This is a genomic window from Achromobacter sp. HZ01 (assembly GCF_003267925.1).
GTDB lineage: Bacteria > Pseudomonadota > Gammaproteobacteria > Burkholderiales > Burkholderiaceae_B > Achromobacter > Achromobacter pulmonis_A.
The window spans coordinates 1,093,169-1,111,680 of the sequence record NZ_LWKV01000001.1 but is presented as its reverse complement, the minus strand read 5'-3'; the positions used below and the strand labels follow the sequence as shown (position 1 = coordinate 1,111,680).

Annotated in this window: 14 protein-coding genes; 9 read left to right on the top strand and 5 right to left on the bottom strand. The window is 69.5% G+C overall.

Features of this window, described 5'->3' with window-relative positions; translation table 11 throughout:
- Nucleotides 1–90 precede the first annotated feature (90 nt).
- Complete coding sequence (locus A6B37_RS05235) at nt 91–1,527, top strand: RNA polymerase factor sigma-54 (protein WP_281492751.1); 1,437 nt, start codon at nt 91–93, stop codon at nt 1,525–1,527.
- On the opposite strand, the gene A6B37_RS05230 is transcribed toward A6B37_RS05235, so the two are convergent.
- The 3 genes from A6B37_RS05230 to A6B37_RS05220 all read right to left on the bottom strand — a co-directional run bounded on the left by A6B37_RS05230 (nt 1,524) and on the right by A6B37_RS05220 (nt 6,569).
- Nucleotides 1,524–4,514: a PAS domain-containing protein gene (locus A6B37_RS05230; protein WP_111825106.1), complete on the bottom strand. Its 2,991-nt coding sequence runs from the start codon at nt 4,512–4,514 to the stop codon at nt 1,524–1,526. The genes A6B37_RS05235 and A6B37_RS05230 overlap by 4 nt on opposite strands.
- A 55-nt stretch (nt 4,515–4,569) precedes the next feature.
- Nucleotides 4,570–5,253, bottom strand: a complete 684-nt coding sequence (locus tag A6B37_RS05225; protein WP_102771224.1) for a DUF2325 domain-containing protein — start codon at nt 5,251–5,253, stop codon at nt 4,570–4,572.
- Nucleotides 5,254–5,315: 62 nt separating this feature from the next.
- Complete coding sequence (locus A6B37_RS05220) at nt 5,316–6,569, bottom strand: MFS transporter (RefSeq protein ID WP_111825105.1); 1,254 nt, start codon at nt 6,567–6,569, stop codon at nt 5,316–5,318.
- 127 nt (nt 6,570–6,696) lie between these two features.
- On the opposite strand from A6B37_RS05220, the gene A6B37_RS05215 reads away from it, so the two are divergent.
- Both A6B37_RS05215 and A6B37_RS05210 read left to right on the top strand, forming a co-directional pair.
- Complete coding sequence (locus A6B37_RS05215; protein WP_102771226.1) at nt 6,697–7,593, top strand: LysR family transcriptional regulator; 897 nt, start codon at nt 6,697–6,699, stop codon at nt 7,591–7,593.
- A 110-nt stretch (nt 7,594–7,703) separates the two neighbouring features.
- Nucleotides 7,704–9,344 (top strand): mucoidy inhibitor MuiA family protein, encoded by a 1,641-nt coding sequence (locus A6B37_RS05210; protein WP_246842369.1) that lies wholly within the window; start codon nt 7,704–7,706, stop codon nt 9,342–9,344.
- Here the strand turns inward: A6B37_RS05210 and A6B37_RS05205 are convergent, their stop codons facing one another.
- Nucleotides 9,345–10,655, bottom strand: coding sequence for a ferric reductase-like transmembrane domain-containing protein (locus A6B37_RS05205; RefSeq protein WP_111825104.1), 1,311 nt, complete (start codon nt 10,653–10,655; stop codon nt 9,345–9,347).
- Between the two features lie 127 nt (nt 10,656–10,782).
- Nucleotides 10,783–12,009 carry an EAL domain-containing response regulator gene (locus A6B37_RS05200; protein WP_102771228.1) on the bottom strand — a complete coding sequence of 409 codons (1,227 nt, stop codon included), beginning with the start codon at nt 12,007–12,009 and terminating at the stop codon, nt 10,783–10,785.
- A 227-nt stretch (nt 12,010–12,236) separates the two neighbouring features.
- Between A6B37_RS05200 and A6B37_RS05195 the strand changes: the two genes are divergently transcribed.
- The 6 genes from A6B37_RS05195 to A6B37_RS05170 all read left to right on the top strand — a co-directional run bounded on the left by A6B37_RS05195 (nt 12,237) and on the right by A6B37_RS05170 (nt 18,506).
- Nucleotides 12,237–13,358 (top strand): 3-deoxy-7-phosphoheptulonate synthase, encoded by a 1,122-nt coding sequence (locus A6B37_RS05195; protein ID WP_102771229.1) that lies wholly within the window; start codon nt 12,237–12,239, stop codon nt 13,356–13,358.
- 31 nt (nt 13,359–13,389) lie between these two features.
- Nucleotides 13,390–13,860, top strand: a complete 471-nt coding sequence (locus A6B37_RS05190; protein ID WP_102771230.1) for a hypothetical protein — start codon at nt 13,390–13,392, stop codon at nt 13,858–13,860.
- Between the two features lie 256 nt (nt 13,861–14,116).
- A complete protein-coding gene (locus A6B37_RS05185) occupies nt 14,117–14,830 on the top strand; it encodes a response regulator transcription factor (RefSeq protein WP_111825103.1) in 714 nt (237 codons plus the stop codon).
- A gap of 11 nt (nt 14,831–14,841) precedes the next feature.
- Nucleotides 14,842–15,711, top strand: coding sequence for a CoA ester lyase (locus tag A6B37_RS05180; RefSeq protein WP_111825102.1), 870 nt, complete (start codon nt 14,842–14,844; stop codon nt 15,709–15,711).
- Nucleotides 15,712–15,735: 24 nt separating this feature from the next.
- The gene (locus A6B37_RS05175; RefSeq protein WP_111825101.1) at nt 15,736–16,761 is read left to right on the top strand and encodes an alpha/beta hydrolase; all 1,026 of its coding nucleotides are present in this window, start codon (nt 15,736–15,738) and stop codon (nt 16,759–16,761) included.
- A gap of 113 nt (nt 16,762–16,874) precedes the next feature.
- Entirely contained in the window at nt 16,875–18,506 is a 1,632-nt protein-coding gene (locus A6B37_RS05170) for an ATP-binding cassette domain-containing protein (protein WP_102771234.1), read from the top strand.
- The last annotated feature ends 6 nt before the right edge of the window (nt 18,507–18,512 follow it).

Genomic DNA, 18,512 nt, shown 5'->3' with positions numbered 1-18,512 from the left:
CGCCTGCCCGCCCGCCGCCGCGGCTGGCACGGAATTTGCATGTATACCAGGGTGCGCTGCCGTCCGGCGGCCCTCATCCTGGAGTCTCGATTGGGCTACCCTACGCAAGAATTGCGCCTGCGCCAGCAAATGACTCTGGCGCCCCGCCTGCAGCAATCGGTCAAGCTGCTGCAGATGACAGCCTTGGAATTCACCACCGCGGTGGAACACGCGCTGGCCACCAACCCGTTCCTGGAAAATCCCGAGGACGAACAGGACGGCGCGCCGGCGCCTGCCCCGCAGGCGCACGCCGCCCACGAAGCCCCTGCGCCCGAAGCGCCGGCGCCGGCTTCCGACGCCGACCAGCCTCCGCCCGATGCCCCCTCCTATTCGGGAGACTATCCCACACGGGCCGCCGGCGACGGCTCGATCGACCAGGCCCAATGGGTCTGCGCCACGCCGTCCATGCACCAGCGCCTGTCGCAGGAACTGGGCAACTACCACCTGAAGCCGCGCGACCGCCTGCTGGCGGAGTTCATCATCGACGCGCTGGACGACGACGGCTATCTGCGCACCTCCCTGTGCGAGCTTTGCGGCAATTCTCAGGGCGAGTTCGATCCGCCGCCCGAAGAGGCCGAATGGATGATGGCGCTGCGCCTGGTCCAGCAGCTCGACGCGCCCGGCCTGGCGGCGCGCGATCTGTCCGAATGCCTGATGCTGCAGCTGGCCGCCGACACCGAGGCCGCGCCGGAGACGCTTGCGCTGGCCCGCGACATCGTGCTGCAGCATCTGCCGCGCCTGGCCAAGAACGACAGCGCCGGCCTGCGGCGCGCCCTGGGCTGCACCGAGGACGCGCTGCGCCAGGCCTGCGCGCTGATCCGCAGCCTGGACCCCAAGCCCGGCGCGCGCTACAGCGCCGAGGCGCCGGCCTATGTGATTCCGGACGTGTTCGTGGACAAATGGCAGGCGCGCTGGCGCGTGCTGCCCAACCGCAACGCCATGCCCCAGGCCCGGCTGCACCGCACCTACGCCGACCTGTTCCGGCGCGCCCGCCTCGACGACCGCAGCCCCATGGCCCAGGAACTGCAGGAGGCCCGCTGGCTGGTGCGCAACGTCGAGCAGCGCTACACCACCATCCAGCGCGTGGCCGAGGCCATCGTCAAGCGCCAGCAGACCTTTTTCGAGTACGGCGACGTGGCCCTGCGCCCGCTGATGCTGCGCGAAGTGGCCGACGACCTGGACATGCACGAGTCCACGGTATCGCGCGCCACCGTGGGCAAGTACATGGTGACGCCGCGCGGCGTGTTCGAGTTCCGCCACTTCTTCTCGCGCGAGCTGGCCACCGAATCGGGCGGCTCCTGCTCGGCGGCCGCGGTGCGCGCCCTGATCAAGGAAATGGTCGAGGCCGAGGACCCGGCCATGCCGCTGTCGGACGTGGCGCTGACCCAGCAACTGGCCGCCAACGGCATCCTGCTGGCGCGCCGCACGGTATCGAAGTACCGCGGCCAGTTGCGCGTGCCGCCGGCCGAGCTGCGGCGCCAGCATTAGGCGCCGGGCGCTCCCGCGGTCTGGAGCATGCGCTGCACACGTTCGCCCAGCGTGGCCAGCGAGAACGGCTTGACGATCAGTTCGATGCCGCGCTCCAGCAGGTCGCCGTTGCGTCCGGCCTTGCCGGCGTAGCCGGTCATCAACAGCACCTTCAGGTCGGGATAGGCCGCCCGCGCCGCGTCGGCCAGCTGCCGTCCGTTCAACCCCGGCAGGCCCACGTCGGTCACCAGCAGGTCGATGTCGCGCGTGGACAGCACCAGTTTCAGGCCGGCCTCGCCGTCGGCCGCGGTATGCACCTGCAGGCCCTGCTCCACCAGACATTCGTGCACCATGTCGCGCACGTTGGCGTCATCCTCCACCACGACCACCACCGCCTTGCACTTCAGCGGCGGCGCCGGCTCCGTGGGCGCCGCGCGCCGCGGCGCGCATTCCTCCGCGCCTTCATGGCGCGGCAGCAGCAGCCGCACTGTGGTGCCCTGGCCCAGCGCGCTTTGCAGCGTCGCCGCGCCGCCGGCCTGCCGGGCGAAGCCGTAGATCATCGACAGGCCCAGCCCGGTGCCCTCTCCCTGCGGCTTGGTGGTGTAGAACGGATCGAAGGCGTGCGACAGCACTTCCGGCGTCATGCCGCAGCCCTCGTCGGAGACCGCCACTTCCACGAATGGCCCCGGCTGCACTTCCAGCGCCTGCCGCAGCGACGGTTCGTCGCCCCGCAGGTTGCGCGCGGCCACCGTCAGTACGCCGCCTTGCGGCATGGCGTCGCGCGCGTTGATGACCAGGTTCAGCATGGCGTTCTCGAACTGGTTCTTGTCGCAGCACACGGTCCACAGGCCGGGCTCCACGTCGAAGGTGAGCCGTACCCGTTCGCCCGTGTAGCGGCGGAACAGATCGGCCATGGACTGCAGCGCCGACGCCACGCTGAACGGCTTGGGGTCTATCGGCTGGCGGCGCGAAAACGTCAGCAGGCGCTGGGTCAGATGGGCCGCGCGATTGGCAGAATCCATCGCCACCGCGACGAAGCGCAGCGCCTGTTCCGGCGTGCCCGCGCCGAGCTTGCGCTCGATCAGGTACAGGGCGCCGCTGATGCCTTGCAGCATGTTGTTGAAATCGTGGGCGATGCCGCCGGTCAGGCGGCCCACCGCCTCCATCTTCTGCGATTGGCGCAAGGCGGTCTCGGCTTCGCGCAGGGCCTCGGCCTGCAGCTTCAGGTCGGTGTCGTCGCGGCCCGCCATGTACAGGCTGTCGTTCGACCAGGACATGCTCCACGTGATCCAGCAATGGCCGCCGTCGCGCTTGAGCACGCGGTTCTCCAGGTGCCGCACGGTCTGCGCCGGCTCGCCGTCGGCCGGCCGGACCCAGGCCGCCAGCGTGGCCGCCAGGTCCTCGGAATGGATCAGCTCAGGCAGGCTCATGGACAGAAACTGCTCCGCGCTCCAGCCGAGGATCGTGCGCACCGCCGGGTTGACGCTGACGAAGCGGCCCTGCCGGTCGACCACCGCCAGCAGTTCCGGCGACAGCCGCCAGATGCGGTCGCGCTCGGCGATCGCGTCTTCCACGCGCTGTTCCAGCACGCGCGCGTACTGCGAACGCTCGACCGCACCGCACATGCGCTCGACCACTTCTTCGATGAACGCGATGTCGGCGTGGCGCAACCGGCTGCCCGCCTGCGGGCGCGCCAGCAGCGCCGCGTCCGGCCGGCCCCAGCGGCGGGTCGGCACCACGATGGCCCACGGCCGGATATCGCCCTGGACCTGCGCCAGCAGAGGCTGCAGATAGGTGGTGCGCCCGTGCGCCAGGGCGGCGTAGTATTCGTCGCCCAGGCGGTCCAATTGCAGCGGCTCCAGGTTTTCGCTGTCGGCGGCCGAGCGCCAGCAGGCCGACAGCGTGGGCGGCGTCTCGCCGCCGGCCCCGTCCAGCACCGCGACCAGCCCCAGCGCCAGGTGCTGGCCCAGGCTTTCGCAGGCGGCCTGTTCGATCACGCTCTGCAGATGCAGTTCCCGCATGCGGTCGCCCAGCGCCAGCAGCAGGTTCTTGCGGTGCTGCCCTTCCCACAACTCGCCTTCGGCCGCCTTGCGCGCCGTGACGTCCAGGAACAGCGCCATGATGCGGTCCGCCTCCACCTTGCGCACGCGCGCCTCGTACCAGGCCTGCCGGGGTGTGGATACGGCGAACTCGAACTGCGCCGCTTCGCCGGTTTCCACCACCCGCGCGAAGGTGTCCATGATCTGTCCCGGCACGCCCGGGATCATCTCGCGCAGGGTGTGGCCCAGCGTGTCGCCCTCCTGCATGCCGCTCTGGCGCTCGAAAGCCGGGTTGACCTCCAGGAAGCGGAAGTCGATGATGCGCCCGTCGTCGTCGCGCAGGGCTTCGCTGAGGAAGAAGGCCTCCTGCATGCCTTCGAACATGGTGCGCCAGCGTTGGCCGCTGCGGCGCAGCGCGGATTCGGTCAGGTGGCGTTCGATGGCCAGCGCGGCGCTGCGCGTCACCAGCGCGATGGCGTCGATATCGTGCGCCGACGGCGCGCGCGGCGCGCCGTAGTAATTGGAGAACACCCCCAGCAGCCGGCCGTCGGGCGCCTTGATCGGAGTGGACCAGCAGGCCCGCAGCCCGTTGGCCAGCGCCAGGTCGCGCCAGCGCGCCCAGATCGGGCTTGTGGCGATGTCCTCGACATAGACCGGGCAGCCGGAGTGCGCGGCCGCGCCCCACGACGCCATGTCCGGGCCGATGGCCGCGCCGTCGACCGCGGCGTTGAACGCGGGCGGCAGGCTGGGCGCCGCGCCGTGCCGCAGGCAGCCCGCGGCTTCGTCGAACATCGCGATGGAAGTCCGCAGCTCCACGCTGGATTGCGCCTCGATGGCGTGCAGCACGTGCTCCAGCACCTGCGCCAGCGGCACGCCGGCGGCGATGCGTTCGAGCATGATGCGCTCATCCTCCAGACGGGCCAGGGTGTCCGTCCAGGGCAGCGCGACGCGGTCTCGCTTGGTCAGCATTTAGGCTCCCCCACCACCAAGACTGTATTGCGGGGGACGCCGGGCTGCCGAAACGCTAGGTAACTCGACGCAACGGTTCCCTGTCCAGCCGCAGCGCGCTCAAGGCTTCCGGCTTGTCGACCAGCACGCACTGCTTGCCCGTGCGGGTGCAATGGTTCTTCACGCGCCAGTAAGCCCCGTGGCTGACGCAGCCGGTCTGGCAGATGACCAGATCGGCCTGCACCAGGCTGGCTTCCAGTGCCTCGGCGCTGTGCGCGTCGCCGCTATGGCCCAGGTAGCGTCCGCCGGCCGTCTCCACCACCTTGCGCGTGAGCGCCAGGGCCACGGCGTCGGCGCCCACGCACAGCACGGACTTGCGCTGCAACGCCATCGCCGCCGGCATGCCGGCGGCGGCGGGCGGCCGCGCGCCGCCGCATTGGCTCTGCCAGGCCAGCCGTTCGCGCGACAGCGTGCGGATGCGTTCGATCAGCTGGGTCACGGTGCGCGCCAGCGCCGCGCGTCTGGGCAGCCCGGGCGCCGATAGCTCCAGCGCCTCGCGGTCCTGGCGCGCCCAGGCCAGCGCCGTGTCGCGCACGATGACGGCGGCGCGCAGCCGCATGGTTTCGGCTTCGAGGTGGAGTATGCGCGCCGCCTGCGCGGTCAACAGGCGGCTGCAATGGGACTGGGCCTGGCCGTAGGCGGCCAACAGCGCGGCGTGTTCGCGCCGCAGGGTCTGGCAATCGGAGATGGAATCAGGCATCGCGGCTCTCGGATCGGAATGCATCGAGCCAAGAGTTTAAATGAGAATTAATCGCTTTTGTGCTATGCCTGCTGCAAGGCGGCCGCTCGACCGGCGCGCCGGTACAGGCCGGCGCTGATCGCCAGCGCCAGCGCCAGCAGCCCGCCGGTCATCGCCGCCACCCCGCCCCAGGCGCCGTCGGCCCAGAAGTGTCCGCCCAGGGAGCCCAGCACGCTGGAGCCCACGTAGTACACCAGCAGGTACAGCGCCGCCGCCAGCGCCTTGTAGCCCCGGGCCATCTGCCCTACCCAGCCGCTGGCCACCGCGTGGGCGGCGAAAAAGCCGAACGTGAACACCACGATGCCGGCGATCAGCACGGGCAGCGAGTCCGACAGCGTCAACAGCAGCCCGGCCAGGGCCAGGCCGGTGGCCGCGCACAGCATGAGGCCGCGGCCGTGGCGGTCGGCCAGCCGGCCGCAATAGGTGGAGGCGAAGATGCCCACCAGGTAGACCACGAAGATCGAGCCGATGAAGGTCTGGCTCAGCGAAAACGGCGGCTGCAGCAGCCGGAAGCCGACATAGTTGTAGACGGTGACGAAGGCGCCCATCAGCAGGCCGCCCAGCGCGAACAGCGCGCACAACGGGCCGTTCCGGAGGTGGGCGCCCACGCCGGCGCGCACGTCGGCCCAGACGCCGGCCCAGCCGCGCCCGCGCTGCGCGCTGAAGCGGCGTGAAGCCGGCAGCAGCCAGGCGAACAGCAGCGCGGCCGCCATGCCCAGCACGCCCAGCGTGCCCAGCGCCGCGCGCCAGCCGAAATGGTCGGCCACCAGCCCGGTGATGACCCGGCCCGACAGCCCGCCGAAGGCGCTGCCGCTGATGTACAGCCCCATCGCCAGGCCCAGCGTCTCCGGTTCGACTTCTTCGGCCAGATAGGCCATCGCGACCGCCGGCACCCCGCCCATCGCCACGCCCTGCAGCGCGCGCAGCGCCAGCAGGCTGTGCCAGTCCGGCGCCACCGCCGCGACCGTGCCCAGCAGCGCCGAGGCCGCCAGCGACAGCGTCATGACGCGCTTGCGCGGCAGCGACTGCGAAAACAGGCCCACCAGGAAAATGGCCGCGGCCAGCAGTCCCGTGCACAGCGACAGCACCAGGCTGCTTTGCGCCGGCGACACGCCGAATTCGTGGGTGAACAGCGGCATCAGCGGCTGCACGCAATACAAGAGCGAAAACGTGGAGAACCCGGCGGCGAACAAGGCCCACTGGGCGCGGTGCAGGCTGGGCGTTCCGCGGACGAGGTAATCGGAAGGTGCGGCGGGAGAAGGTATGGCGGCGGACATCTGGGTTCTCGAAAAACATCGGGCCGGAAGAACCGGCGCGCCCATTCAAGATAGACTTTTCCCTTGCATACGTCCAATATATGAAACTGCTACCCACCATATTTAATAACGATAGGACCGCGCCATCATGGAGTTGCGCCACCTGCGTTACTTCACCGCCGTCGCCGAAGAGCTGCATTTCACCCGCGCGGCCGCCAGGCTGGGCATCGGCCAGCCGCCGCTGAGCCAGCAGATCCAGCAGCTGGAACGCGAGATCGGCACGCCGCTGTTCCTGCGCCTGCCGCGCGGGATCGCGCTGACCGAGGCCGGCGCCCAGTTCCTGGAAGACGCGCGCGCCATCCTGGCCGGCGCCGACCGGGCCGTGGACACGGCGCGCCGGCTGGGCCGCGGCGAGCGCGGCGCGATCACCGTGGGCTTCACCGCCTCGGCCGTGTTCCATCCCTACCTGCCGCGCGCCATCCGCGCCTACCGCGACCGCTATCCCGGCGTGCGCATCACGCTGACCGAAAGCACCAGCGTGTCGCTGCTGCGCAGCCTGCGCGCCGGCGAGGTCGACGTGGCCTTCGTGCGCCCTCCCTATGTCGCCGACCCGGAGTTCGAGTCCGAGCGCGTGCTCAACGAGCCCATGCTGGTCGCGCTCCCGCCGGACCACAGGCTGGTGCGCAAGCGCGCCATCCCCATGGCCGCGCTGGCCGACGAGGACTTCGTGCTGTATCCGCGGCCCATCGGCGCAAGCCTGTACGACGCCATCCAGTCGGCCTGCCAGCGCGCCGGCTTCACGCCGCGCGTGATCCAGGAAGCCCCGCAGATGGCCTCCATCGTCAGCCTGGTCGCGGCCGGGGTCGGCATCTCGGTGGTGCCGGCGGCCATGCGCCACATGGGCGCGCAAGGCATCGAGTACCGTCCGATCAAGGGCGACGCGCCGCACGCGCTGCTGGACATGGCCTACCGCCGCCACGACCGCTCCGCCGCGGCGTCCAACGCGGTCGAACTGCTGCGCGAGCTGGCGCACCCCGATTCCTGAAGTGCTTTGACACCTTCTGTAAAACCGGCGCCAGAGGGGCAATGTAAATTGTCGCGCTCGCCGGGTCCGCGGCCCGGCGCCGCTTCGAACTTCCATATAAAGGTGATCCCGTGCGACGTACTCTTCTGGCCCTGGCCATTGCGACGATTCCCGGCCTGGGCGCGGCCGCCGGGCTGCCCTCTTCCATCGGCGCCGTGACGGTCTACCAGGACCGCGCGGTCGTGACACGCAACGCCAGCAGCGCCGAGCTGCCCGCCGGCGAGCACGAACTGGTGCTGGAAAAGCTGCCCGCATCCCTGCAGGAAAACTCGGTCCAGGTCTCCGCCAACAGCACCGGCCAGGCCACGTTGCTGGACGTGAAGGTCAGCGACGCCTTCCAGGCCGACGCCGCCAACGCCCGCGTCCGGCAGCTGGAAGACCAGTTGCGCGAACTGGAAGGCCGGCATGGCGCGCTCGAAGACGAGGCCGCGGTGCTGGACAACCAGCGCGAGCTGGTGCTGATGATGCAGCGCGGCGCCACCGAGCCGGGCAAGGACGGCGCGCGTCCGACGCTGGAAGAATTGAAGGCCATCCAGTCGCTCAGCGCGGACTCGCTTGCCCGTACGCTGGCCGCGCTGCGCCAGGTGGGCGAGCGCAAGGCGGCGCTGGAGCGCGACATCGAAGCCTTGCGCAACCAGCTGGCCCGGCTGCAGGACACGCAGGCCCGGCGCAGCAAGACCGTCACGCTGCGCGTGAACCTGGCGCGCGCCGGCAAGGTCGACCTGAACCTGACCTACGCCGTGGGCGGCGCCCACTGGACGCCGGCCTACGACGCGCGCCTGCGCCTGGCCGAGCGCAGCGTGGACCTGGGATATTTCGGCGTGATCCGCCAGAACACCGGCGAGGACTGGAACAACGTCAAGCTCACCCTGTCCACCGCGCGCCCCTCGCTGGGCGGCGGCGCGCCGGCGCTGCAGCCCTGGATCGTCGACGTGGCCGCCCCGCCGCCTCCGCCCGCGCCCACGGCCCGCAAGCAGGCCGAGATCGCGGCCGAGAGCCGCGCGCGCAGCGGCGCGCCGATGGAGGACGCCGCCTACACCCTGGCCAGGCCCGCGCCCCGGCCCGTGGAGGTCGTCACCGCGCAGGTGCAGAACGAAGCCACCAGCGCCTCGTTCCAGATCAAGAACCCCGCCACGCTGCCTTCGGACAACACCACCCAGCGCGTGGCCATCGCCGCCGCCAAGCTGCCGGCCACGCTGCAATACCAGTCCACCCCCGCGCTGCGCGAAACCGCCTACCTGACCGCGCAGGCCAGCAACGACACCGCCTTCCCGTTCCTGGCCGGGCCGCTCAATACCTACCTGGACGACGCTTTCGTGGCCGCCGGCCGGCTCAAGGCGGTGATGCCGGGCGAGAAGATGGACCTGGCGCTGGGCGCCGACGACGGCATCTCGATCAAGCGCGAACTGGTCAACCGCTATACCGAGAGCACCGGCTTTTCGGGTAGCGGCCAGCGCGTGACCTACGAATACAAGTTCACGGTCAAGAACAACAAGGCCACCAAGGAGCGCATCAGCTTCAAGGACCGCCTGCCGGTCTCGCGCAACGAGAAGATCACGGTCAAGCTGCTGTCGCCGGCCGAGCGCGACATCAAGCGCGAAGCCGACGGCCGGATCGCCTGGGACTGGGAACTCGAACCGGGCAAGACGCGCGAAACCGTGTTCAAGTTCTCGGTCGACTACCCGGCCGACGTCGAGGTGTCCGGCCTCTGATCAGCGCATCTGGAAGGCTTCCTGGTGGAACAGCTCGCCCACCGGCATGCCGCGGCGATGCAGCCCGTCCTTGAGCGCGTCGGCGAACCCGATCGGACCGCAGAACCACACGCTGGGCCAGGGCATGCCCGGCTTGTGGTCCGCCGCCAGCTCGGCCGCGCTGAGCGGCCGTTCGGTATCGCTGTAGCGGATCTTCAGCGTCACGTTGGGAACGTGCGCGCACAGCGTCTTCAGCCGTTCGGCGAACGGCGCCTCGTCGGCGTTGCGCACGCAGTAATACAGCGTGGCGTTCGGCGCGCGGGCCGGCTCGGCCTGCAGCGACTCCAGCCATGAGATGAACGGCGTGACGCCGATGCCGGCGGCCACCCAGATCTGCGGGCGGCCATCGTCGCGCTCGAAATCGAAGCAGCCGTAAGGCCCCTCTATGGTCACGGCCTGGCCCACCTTCAGGCTTTTCTGCAGCCGCCGTGTGTAGTCGCCCAGCGCCTTGATCGAGAACTCCACGCGGCCCGTGCCGTCGTCGGCGCCCGACACCGTGAACGGATGCGCGCCTTCGCGCCGGTCCGCCGTCAGGAAGGCGAACTGCCCGGCGCGGTGATGCCAGTCGCCCTCCACCCTGCAGGTCAGCGACAGGATGTCGTCGGACAGCGCGTCGATGGCCAGCACCTGGCCCTTGTAGCGCCGCGAACGGCCGATCAGCCCGGCCAGCGCCATCAGCGCGCACACGCCGCCCACCGCCGTACAGGCGGCCAGCACCCAGCCGACCGGCTGGCTCCACCATGCCGCCGGCGCCAGCACCACGCCATGGAACGCCACCACCAGGAAAATCACGGCCGAGATCCGGTGCACCTGCCGCCAGATGTGATACGGGAAGCGGCGCCACAGCGTCAGCAGCACCAGCGCCACCAGTATCCACACCGCCCATTCGCCGATGTCCTTGGCCGAGCCGCGGAACATGTCCAGCAAGGCGGCCGTGCGCGGCGTCTTGGGTACGGGATCGAACATGGCCAGCAGCACCGGCTTGCCCACCTTGATGAGGTAGTGGGCCGCGGCCAGCGCCGTGGCCAGGATGCCGCTCCATTTGTGCAGCCGGTACATCTTGTCCAGCCCGCCCAGCCGCGTCTCCAGCCACATCGGCCGCACCGCCAGCAGCATGATCAGCGTCATCACCGCGTAAGCGGAAAGCCCGGTCAGCAGGATCAGCTGATCGCGCACGATCCAGACATTGAGTTCGGCGGGGGGCAGCGCGCTATAGGCGCCGGCCCACGCCAGCAAACAGACCAGCAACACCGCAGCAAGGATGCGTCGCATCGTTCCATCGCTCCATTTGAAGGTCCGGGCGCCCGCCGACCGGCAAGGCGTCCCTATATCAATGGTAGCGCGGCGCGGCCGCCAGCCCGCCGGCCCGCGGGCGAGCGCTTGATTGCGGTCAAGCCGTTCAGTGCTGGCGACAGAATTCGATGAAGGCGTCCGGCTCCAGCGGCATGGAGATGCCGTAGCCCTGCGCCACGTCGCAGCCGAGTTCGCGCAGCAGCTGCAGGTCGCGCTCGTGCTCCACGCCTTCGGCCACCACGCGGCGGCCCAGCACACGGCCCATTTCGATCGCGGCGGCCACCACCGCGCGCGAGGCCGGCTCGCGATGCATGTGCACGATGAAGTCGCGGTCTATCTTGAGCTCGGTGAACGGCATGGCCGAGAACAGCCGCATCGAGGCGATGCCGGCGCCGAAATCGTCCATCGCCAGCTCGAAGCCGCGCACCCGCAGCAGGTTCAGCACCGAGGACAGCGCCAGCCAGTCGGTGACCGGCTCGTCCTCGGTCAGCTCGACCTTGACCAGCCGCGCCGGCAGGCCGGCCTGCCCGACGCGCTGCTCCAGCAGCGCGGGCAGGTCGCGGGTGCACAGCGTGGACGCCGAGGCGTTGATCGCGATGGGCACCGCGATGTCCTGGGCATGCATGCGGCCGAGCACCTCGATGACGCGGTCCGTGACCCGGCTGAACAGCATGCGGTCCAGGCCCAGCCGGTGCGCGGCCGGCACGAAATCCACCGCCGGTATGGCGCCCAGTTCGGGATGCTCCCAGCGCGACAGCGCCTCGGCCGCCAGCACGCGGCCGGTGGACAGGCTCATCTGCGGCTGCAGCACCACGCTCATGCCCTGGCCGGTGATCAGCGCGTGCCCCAGCGCCACTTCCATCACGTCGCGGCGCACGGCATTCGGCTGCGGCGAGGCCGCGTCGTGTTCGTCGATGCTGCGCAGCGCGGTCTTCATGGCCTGTTGCAGGGCGCTGCGCGAAACCGGCTTGGACAGCGCCTGAGCCGACGGGCAGCCGGCCTGCAGCGCCAGACGCACGTGCGATTGCAGCAGCTCGTCGCTGAGGCTGCTGATCCAGATGATGGGAGGCATGCGCTTGAGGCGGCCGGCGTCGACCAGGCGGCGCAGCTCGTTGGGCAGGCGCGTGCCGTCGCCCTCGCCCACCACGATGTCGCTGATGACCACGTCGTAGAACTGGCGCGTCAGCGCGCCGACGGCCTCGGCGCTGCTGCCCAGCCCCGCCACCCGCCGAAAACCGAACGCCAGAAGCACGTTCTGCAGATAGGCGCGTTCGACGGGATGGTCTTCCACGAGAAGAATCCGTCGGGTCGCGCCGGCGTCGGTCTTAGGCATTGTCTACCGTCCTAGTCGAATAGGGCGGGCCCTTGCAGGCGGCCGCAGGAACACTGTAGCCGCAATGCTACGTTATCGGTGCAGGACCTGTCCTTATCGCTAACGGGTTAATGCCATAGCGTCGCCGATAGACGTAGAAATCGGCCCATCAGCCGGACGTAGGCAACCGGACGGCTGCGCGGTGCGATAATGGCGGTCTTTCCCGCATCTACGGCACGGAGCTTCCCTTGACCCGCATTGACGATCCCCTGCACGACCGCGAGGTCGGCACGGCCGACTCCACCCAGGACAATACGCGCACGGACGACACCCGCATCGGCGCCGTGCGGCCGCTGATCTCACCCGCCCTGCTGCAAGACGAACTGCCGGTATCGAGCGAGATCCAGATGCTGGTCGAACGCAGCCGCGCCGAAATCGCCGACGTGCTGCACGGCCGCGACGACCGCCTGGTGCTGGTGGTCGGCCCCTGCTCCATCCACGACCGCGACCAGGCCATGGAATACGCCGGCCGCCTGCGCGCCGCCGCCGAGCACTACCGCAAGGATCTGCTCATCGTCATGCGCGTCTACTTCGAGAAGCCGCGCACCACGGTGGGCTGGAAAGGCTACATCAACGACCCGCGCCTGGACGGCAGCTTCCGCATCAACGAAGGCCTGCGCCGCGCGCGCGAACTGCTGCTGGACATCAGCGGCCTGGGCCTGCCGATCGCCACCGAATTCCTGGACCTGCTCAGCCCGCAGTACATCGCCGACCTGATCTCCTGGGGCGCCATCGGCGCGCGCACCACCGAAAGCCCCAGCCACCGCCAGCTCGCCTCCGGCCTGAGCTGTCCGCTGGGCTTCAAGAACGGCACCGACGGCGGCGTGCAGATCGCCGCCGACGCCATGGTGGCCGCCAGCGCCAAGCACGCCTTCATGGGCATGACCAAAATGGGCATGGCCGCCATTTTCGAGACCCGCGGCAACCAGGACACCCACGTCATCCTGCGCGGCGGCAAACAGGGCCCGAACTACGACGCCGCCAGCGTCGACGCCAGCTGCGCCGCGCTGCGGGCGGCCGGCCAGCGCGAACAGGTCATGATCGACTGCTCGCACGCCAACTCCAATAAGTCGCACCTGCGCCAGGTCGACGTGGCGCGCGACATCGCGGCCCAGCTGGCCGCGGGCGACGCGCGCATCACCGGCGTCATGATCGAAAGCCACCTCGAAGAAGGCCGCCAGGACCTCAAGGCCGGCCAGCCGCTGCGCCACGGCGTCTCCATCACCGACGCCTGCCTGGGCTGGATCCAGACCGAGCCGGTGCTCGACATGCTGGCGCAGGCGGTGCGCCAGCGCCGCGCCCGGGCGTAAAAGGCGGCGTCACAGGCACGGTGTCTTCGATATGGAAAGCAGCTTCTCCGCCCCGCCCCTCCCCACCATCTTCCTGTACACGCAGGAGCAGCGCGGCAACCAACTGGTCGAGTCGCGGGTGATCGGCATGCTGTCCGACGTCTCCGGCTCGGACAAGCTCATCGTGGTGCAGGACCCGCATAGCGGCCTGCAGTTCATCTACCGCATCGACCACGAAAGCAGCAACCTCGACGCCGCCGCGCTCACCGACCAGGACGCCTCGCGCTTCGACGGCAGGCACACCATCCAGATCGACGCCATGTCCTACCGCCTGGGCACGGCCGAGAACGCGATGAAGCTGCTGCGCGGCAAGACCCAGTGGGTGCAGGACAAGGGCGCGGTGCTGTCCGTCCTGCTGCAGAATGCCGCGGCGCGCAAAACGCGCTTTTCCGCGCTGCGCATCACGCGCGACCGGCTGCGCCAGGTGCCCGCGGGCGTTCCGGTCGAGCGCCTGCCCGCCTGAAGCGGCGGTATCCACAGGTCCGGCGCTTATCCACAATTTCTGTGGATAAGAATGGCTCGCGCGCACGGCTGATGGCCTTTCGGGCGATGCCGCAGGGGCTGCTCAATTTTTGACCACCCCTGCCTGCGCCGGCTTACCGATGCCGCAGTGCGGCGTTGATGATATTCTCCGCCGATAACAAGCCTCGGATCGAAGGAGCGGATAGCGTGTTAGCCCTTGGAGCGCCCCTCGTGCAAGCGCTGGCGCCATATTCGCCGTGACCATCGTCATCGTCGACGACCACCGGGACTGGCGCGATACCATCGCCGAGTTCATCGCCGAGCTCGGCCTGGGCGGTCCCATCCTCACCGCCGGCTCGCTGGCCGAGCTGGACCGCCTGCTGCTCGACGTGACCCCGGGCATCCTGGTGCTGGACGCCATGCTGCCCGACGGCGACGCGCTGACCCGCGTATCGCACCTGCGCACCAGCTTTCCGTCCATGGGCATCATCATGCTCACCGGACGGCTGCTGAGCGAAGACAAGGTGTCCGGCCTGAGCCTGGGCGCCGACCACTACCTGACCAAACCCGTCAACCTGGCCGAGCTGGGCGCCACCCTGGTGGCGCTGGCCCGCCGCCTGCGCGTGGTGCCCGGCGACGGCGAGGCCCGGCCCGGCGGCTGGCGCTTCGATCCGGCGCGCCGCGTGCTGCTCTCGCCCGGGCAGGTGCGCGTGGACATCACCGACACCGAAAGCCGGCTGGTCGGCGCCCTGGTCCAGGCCGCCCCGCTGCCGCTGTCGCGCGCCCGCCTGATCGAGGCCCTGGGCGCCAGCGCAGCGGCCTACGACACCCACCGGCTCGATGCGCACGTGCACCGGCTGCGCCGCAAGCTGCGCGAACAGACCGGCGGCGACCTCGGCATCCGCACCGTCTACGGCGTGGGCTACGTCTGCACCGAACCCGTGCAGATCGTCGGCGGCGTCCAACCCTGAGAATCCCGACCATGCACTCCCCTATCCGTCCCCGCCGTTCCGTCCTGTACATGCCGGGGGCCAACGCCCGCGCGCTCGACAAGGCGCGCAGCCTGGACGCCGACGTCCTGATCCTGGACCTGGAAGACGCCGTCGCGCCCGACGCCAAGGCGCAGGCGCGCGAACAGGTCGCCGCCGCTCTGCGCGCCGGCGGCTACGGACGGCGCGAATGCGTGGTGCGCGTCAACGCGCTGGACACGCCCTGGGGCCGCGACGACGTACGCGTCATCGCCCGCGCCGGCGCCGACGCCGTGCTGCTGCCCAAGGTGCAGTCGGCCGCCGAACTGGCGGCGCTGGCGCAGGCGCTGGACGAAGCCGGCGCGCCCGCCGGCCTGCCGCTATGGGCGATGGCGGAAACGCCGTTGGGCTTTCTGCGCCTCGACGCCATCGCCGGCGGCCATCCCCGGCTCGCCGCCATCGTGGTCGGCACCTCCGACCTGGTCAAGGACCTGCACGCCCGCCACACGCCGTCGCGCGAAGAAACCCTGCTGGCGCGCTCGCTGGCGGTGATGGCGGCGCGCGCCCACGGCCTGGCCGTGCTGGACGGCGTGCACCTGGACCTGCACGACGACGCCGGCCTGGCCGCGGCCTGCAAGCAGGGGCGCGACCAGGGATTCGACGGCAAGACGCTGATCCACCCGAAACAGATCGCGGCCGCCAACGCCGCCTTCGCGCCCACCGAGGACGAACTGGCCGGCGCGCGCCGGCGCCTGGAAGCCTGGCGCGCGGCGCAGGCCGCCGGCCAGGGCGTGGCCGTGGTCGACGGCGCGCTGGTGGAAAACCTGCACGCGCAGGAAGCGCTGCGCGTGCTGGCGCTGGCCGAGGCCATCGCACGGGCTTGAAATGCGCAAGTCAGGAGGGTATCTATGGAAAGCTCCAAGGTCGGCTATCGGCAAGGCCATGCCTACGATGCCTCTCGCCGGAACTGGTCGAATGACGGACCACGCCCTATTCGCTGGCACGCGTGGTACACCGCGACCCCCGATGCGGTCGAACGACCGCTCGCAGTCCCCTCCACGGAGCCCCTGTTCCTCATGGGAACGGTCGCGCGCGACGCGCCGATCAACGAGAAATGGCGGCAATACCCCGTCGTGCTGCTCTCGCACGGCACCGGCGGAACGGCGACGAGCCTGGGCTGGATCGCCCGAGCCTTGGCTGCCGCCGGGTATGTGGTGATCGGTGTCGATCATCACGGCAATACCGCTTCTGAGCCATACCGACCCGAGGGTTTCCTGTGCTGGTGGGAACGTCCGCGGGATCTATCCGTAGCGCTCGATTCGCTCGCAAACGAGGGGTTTTTCGCTGGCCGCCTCGATACCTCACGGGTCGCGTGCGTCGGCTTCTCTCTTGGCGGATATACGGCTGTCTCCATTCTCGGCGCAATCACCGATATGGATCGCTTCAACCAATGGGCTGGAACTTCAGACTCCGGCCGGGTGCCGCGCGAATTTCCGGGCCTCGGTGGTCATATTGAACCGTTGCTGCGTGATAGCGCGGTCTTTCGAACATCGTGGGAGCGCCAGTCCGCTTCCTGCGCCGACCCGCGGGTAAGGGTCGTTGTCGCCCTTGCTCCCGCGCCGCCGGTGCGCGCCTTCACGCCGAACAGCCTCGCCGAGATCGCGGTTCCCGTGACCGTGCTGGCGGGAGAAGCCGACCGTGAAGCGCCTATCGAACCCTGCGCCATGTGGCTGGCGGAACGACTGCCGCGTTGCAAACTGCATTCTCTTGGCGCTCATGTCGGACACTACACCTTGCTCTGCGCCGGGACCGAGGCTGGACGCAAGCTGGAGCCGGAACTGTGCATCGACCTCCCCGGCGTCGATCGTCAAGAAGTTCACAAGTCCGCCGTTCAACTTGCCCTGCAGGCGCTTGCCGCCGGTCTGCCAAGGTGAGGACCCGATCGCGGGCTTAGGGCGCCTACCGGGGATCTGTACAATACCGACCCTTCCCCGGTCCCTCTTTGCGCCGCAGCCTGCGGCGGGAGCGCGGCCGCGCCAGCTCCTCCATGATCCGCTTCCAACAAGTTTCACTCGCCCGCGGCGTCAAGCCGCTGCTCGACCGCGCCGACCTGCTCCTGAACCCGGGCGACAAGATCGGCCTGATCGGCGCCAACGGCGCCGGCAAGTCCAGCCTGTTCGGGCTGCTGCGCGGCACGCTGCACGCGGACCAGGGCGACCTGGATTTCCCGGCGAACTGGCGCATGGCGCACGTGGCGCAGGAGACGCCCGCGCTGGACCGTCCCGCCATCGAATACGCGATCGACGGCGACGTCACGCTGCGCCGCCTGGAAGCCGAGCTGGCGGCCCTGGAGGCCGAGCCCGAAAGCGCCGAGAACGGCCTGCGCATGGCCGACATCTACGCCGCGCTGGCCGACGCCGACGCCTACACCGTGCATTCGCGCGCCGAACAGCTGCTGACCGGCCTGGGCTTCACCCAGGCGCAGATGCATCTGCCGCTGACCAGCTTCTCCGGCGGCTGGCGCATGCGCCTGAACCTGGCGCAGGCGCTGATGTGCCCGTCCGACCTGCTGCTGCTGGACGAGCCCACCAACCACCTGGACCTGGACGCCATCATCTGGCTGGAGGACTGGCTCAAGCGCTATCCCGGCACGCTGATCGTGATCTCGCACGACCGCGATTTCCTGGACGGCGTGGTCAACGTCATCGTCCATATCGACGAACGCAAGCTCAAGCGCTACTCCGGCAATTATTCGTCTTTCGAACGCCAGCGCGCCGCCCAGCTCGAACTGGCGCAGGGCATGATGGAGAAGCAGATGCGCCAGCGCGCGCACCTGCAATCCTTCATCGACCGCTTCAAGGCGCAGGCCAGCAAGGCGCGCCAGGCGCAAAGCCGCATCAAGGCGCTGGCGCGCATGGAGGAAGTGGCGCCGCTGCGCGCGGCCGCCGAGTTCTCGTTCGAGTTCCGCGAGCCGCTGCGCGCGCCCAATCCGCTGCTGACCATGGACCGGGTCAGCGCCGGCTACCGCAGCATCGACGAGGACACGCAGGCCGCCTCCGACAAGATCATCGTCTCGGGCATCAATTTCTCGCTGCAGGCGGGCCAGCGCATCGGCCTGTTGGGCATCAACGGCGCCGGCAAGTCGACCTTCATCAAGACCATCGCCGGCGAGCTGGATACGCTGGCCGGCGACACGCAGTTCAACAAGGGCCTGTCGATCGGCTATTTCGCCCAGCACCAGGTGGAGATGCTGCGCCACGACGAATCGCCGCTGTGGCACATGACCAAGGCCGCGCCCAACGTGCGCGAGCAGGAGCTGCGCAACTTCCTGGGCAGCTTCAATTTCAACGGCGCCATGGCCACCAGTTCCATCGCGCCGTTCTCCGGCGGCGAAAAGGCGCGGCTGGCGCTGGCGCTCATCGTGTGGCAGCGCCCCAACCTGCTGCTGCTGGACGAGCCCACCAACCACCTGGACCTGGAAACCCGCGAGGCGCTGACCTCGGCGCTGGCGCAGTTCGAAGGCACGCTGGTGCTGGTGTCGCACGACCGCCACCTGCTGCGCGCCACCACCGACCAGTTCATCATCGTGGCCGACGGCAAGGTCAGCCCCTTCGACGGCGACCTGGACGACTACAAGAACTGGCTGTACCAGACCAAGCTGGGCGCCAAGGCCGCGTAAGCCGTC